At 40.3% G+C, this 3,031-nt stretch carries 3 protein-coding genes; all 3 read left to right on the top strand.

Going from position 1 to position 3,031, the window contains the following annotated elements; all coding sequences use genetic code 11:
- The first annotated feature begins 79 nt into the window (after positions 1-79).
- The 3 genes from ACEW8S_RS09250 to ACEW8S_RS09240 all read left to right on the top strand — a co-directional run bounded on the left by ACEW8S_RS09250 (position 80) and on the right by ACEW8S_RS09240 (position 2,514).
- A complete protein-coding gene (locus tag ACEW8S_RS09250) occupies positions 80-358 on the top strand; it encodes a nuclear transport factor 2 family protein (protein ID WP_373517868.1) in 279 nt (92 codons plus the stop codon).
- A gap of 572 nt (positions 359-930) precedes the next feature.
- Complete coding sequence (locus tag ACEW8S_RS09245; protein ID WP_373517867.1) at positions 931-1,800, top strand: MBL fold metallo-hydrolase; 870 nt, start codon at positions 931-933, stop codon at positions 1,798-1,800.
- Between the two features lie 258 nt (positions 1,801-2,058).
- Positions 2,059-2,514, top strand: a complete 456-nt coding sequence (locus ACEW8S_RS09240; protein WP_373517866.1) for a VOC family protein — start codon at positions 2,059-2,061, stop codon at positions 2,512-2,514.
- The last annotated feature ends 517 nt before the right edge of the window (positions 2,515-3,031 follow it).

The following is a 3,031-nucleotide window of genomic DNA, read 5'->3' as shown; positions in this document are numbered from 1 at the left end:
TTTACGAATGAAACGTTGAAAGAGATTTTGGATGAATATAAAAAAGACTCCAAAGCTTTTTTTAACAATCGTTTGACTGATGATTTTCGAAATACGACTTCAGCAGGGTACTTACCGATATAAAGCAGAAATAGCAGCTTGGGGTACACAAAATATTGCAAGTACAGATATTTTAGAGCCAGTTATCTATGCATCAGGTGATTTGGCGGTAGTTAGCGGCATTCACCAAACAACACGCATTGGAAAAGACAATAGTAAAATGACAGGTCGGGTAGCGGCCACGTATACCTTTCATCGAGTGAATGGCAAATGGATGTTTGCGGCTTCGCATCAATCGGATATTGTCGAGCCGAAATAATAGCCTCTGCTGGTTCCCAAGAATATTCGTCTGGGCTATCAAAATCATTTCTAGCGCCACAATAAATTCCCACTAGCCACGATCTGGTGCTTACACCGATTCCAAATCGGTGTAAGCGCCAGATCGTGACTATTGGATTTTAAGTAGGCTCAACGACGCACGCCGGCAACCACTTCAATGTCCAGGCCAATAGGCGGCAAATGGACCCGAGCGGCCACCTCAAAGAACGCAGGGACTGGAAAGGCTCCCGCAACAGCCATAGGTTGTATCTCCGTTAAGAAGATCTGGTGCAGGCCAACGACGATTTGCGGGCGTTTATTTTGAGGGCCACACCGAGGGGGCGGCACCGAAGTATTGAGTGAACGGTAAGGATGAAATGGTGGACTTTTTATATTTTTGGAAGAAAAAGTTTAATAAAATTTTGACCGCATGGAGGCAACAGTACAAAAAGTACGACGTGTAAAGTACTGCGGCATATTGTATTAGTTCAAAACAATACAAAAAGTACTACAAAACTTGCGCATATTTACGAGTTAGCGGCAATACTGACCCATCACATTTAACGTAGACAAATGAGAAAAGTAAACGCCTTTAAATCAGTTAATCTGATACTTATTCAGCTTCTCATTATTTTTCCTTCATTTGGTCAGGGAAGTATTTACGAGGTCTTTGCATTGAAATTTGAAGGGCCTCACTCAAAAATCCCCGCCTCTGGAGTTGCTGTGGGTGCAACGACGAAGGATACGATAGAAAGCAGTTCTTTCATTTGGTTGTTGAAAGGAAATAACGGACGAATGGTGTTGGTGGACGCAGGTTATACCGATACAGATATGATTCATCTTTTTTTCCCCACTATCAATTATATCAGGCCCGATTCGGTGTTGAAAAAAATAAATGTAAAGGCAGAGGACATTACGGATATAATTATTACCCATCCGCATATTGACCACATTGGCGGCATTGACCTTTTTCCCAACGCTATGCTTTGGATGCAAAAAGAGGATTTCGACTATTTTGTTCATACGGCTTGGCAAAAGGATGGTTTCGCAGACGCCTTTAATAAAAAAGACGTTTTCAAACTCATCCAAAAAAGCGTAGACGGATGCTTGACATTGGTGAAAGGGGACAATTTAGAAATCATTTCGGGTATAAGAGTTTTCATCGGTTCAAAACATACGTATGAATCACAATATGTACTAGTCAACGGAACATCAGGAAAGACTATTATAGCTTCGGACAACATCTGGTTTTATTACAACTTAAAGCATCTGCTCCCTATTCCAAAGTATACCTTCGACCCGAAAGCATATGTAAATGCCATGAAGAGAATGAAAACCTTAGTTACAAATACCGACTTGATTATTCCGGGACACGATGAACTGATTTTTACAAAGTTTCCGAAAGTAGTAGAAGGAGTTGTAAAGATAGAAGTCAAACATTGATAAATGTGTTGCCGCTAACAGTGTGTTTATAAAATTGTGGCTGGACGTTAATCATTCACCTCTTAATCACTATTTTGCTCTTGTGGTTAATTGAACCTGACGTTTTTCAATTGCCACAACTTCATAAACATTTTAACGTAAGAAGCGATACTAGGATTTGACAATTCAGTTTTTTCATCATCAAAATATATTTTATGGAAGAGCAATCAGTAAACAAATTTTTCTCCTCACATTTAGGCCAAGTTGCTTGGGTCGTAAGTGACATTCAAGCTGCTGAAGGTTTTTTTCAGGATGTTATGGGTGTACGCAACTTATGTTAAACTCGAAAATCTTAGTGCCGAGGATACTGATGGCATCTACTACGGTGAACCAGGAAACTACGTTTTCCACCTATATATGGCATATTCCGGAGATACCCTTATAGAAATAATTCAACCCGTTTCAGGGCAAAGTATATTCCAAGATTATCTTGATAAACATCCCGAGGGGGGAGTACAACATATTGCATATATCGTATCTGACGCTGAATTTGACAAATCGATTTCAGAATTAACGAAGAAGGGCTACAAAGTCATCCAGAGCTTAAACCTACCAGTAGCCAATGTTGCATTTTTTGATACTGTTGAAAAGGTTGGAGTCGTTACCGAAATTATTGGTATTACGGCTGCAGGAGTTGACTTTCTCAAACAATTAAAAGTCGATGCAAGTGAGTAAAGTGAAGCACGAACTCACAACCATACATTTGCAAAATACGGGGCAAGACATTGTAGCATTAGCTATGTACAAGCATCAGCCCTGGTTCGGGCTCGACGTTCAATTTTCAGCCTCATTTCAAAACTTCAACAACATATTTCAAGTCAGCATTTGTTCCGGGCTGAACAATCAATGAATTCCCTGCCTTCGCAAATACACGACTGTTAGCTGAAATAAGTTGACTTTTCTCAATAGTTAAATTAGGTTTTTAGCAATCAATGCTTGGATTCAAGTAATAAATGCAACGGCTGAAAAAAAAGCCCCCCTGCCGGGTTGAGGGCCGCGGCCCTCAGCCCGGCAGGGGGGCTACGCCGGAAAACTTCATACTTTTGGGTGGCTTTGTTGCATGGCTCTTAATAATCCGAAAACGGTCTTGAAGGAACCTAAAATACCATTGAATAAGTAACCGATTTGACTATAATATAAACTTACAAGATTCTAAACAGGTATCACCCAAGGTGAATTGAGGTTAAAATTA

Origin of the sequence: Pricia sp., from assembly GCF_041745955.1 — a bacterium.
In the GTDB taxonomy this organism is placed as follows: Bacteria; Bacteroidota; Bacteroidia; order Flavobacteriales; family Flavobacteriaceae; genus Pricia.
The sequence above is the reverse complement of the archived record's forward strand: the minus strand, read 5'-3'. Positions and strand labels throughout refer to the sequence as shown.

Bases quoted from the DNA above. Each gene is read 5' to 3' on its own strand.
- ACEW8S_RS09245 (WP_373517867.1), top strand. From the start codon at position 931: ATGAGAAAAGTAAACGCCTTTAAATCAGTTAATCTGATACTTATTCAG.
- ACEW8S_RS09250 (WP_373517868.1), top strand. From the start codon at position 80: ATGATTTTCGAAATACGACTTCAGCAGGGTACTTACCGATATAAAGCA.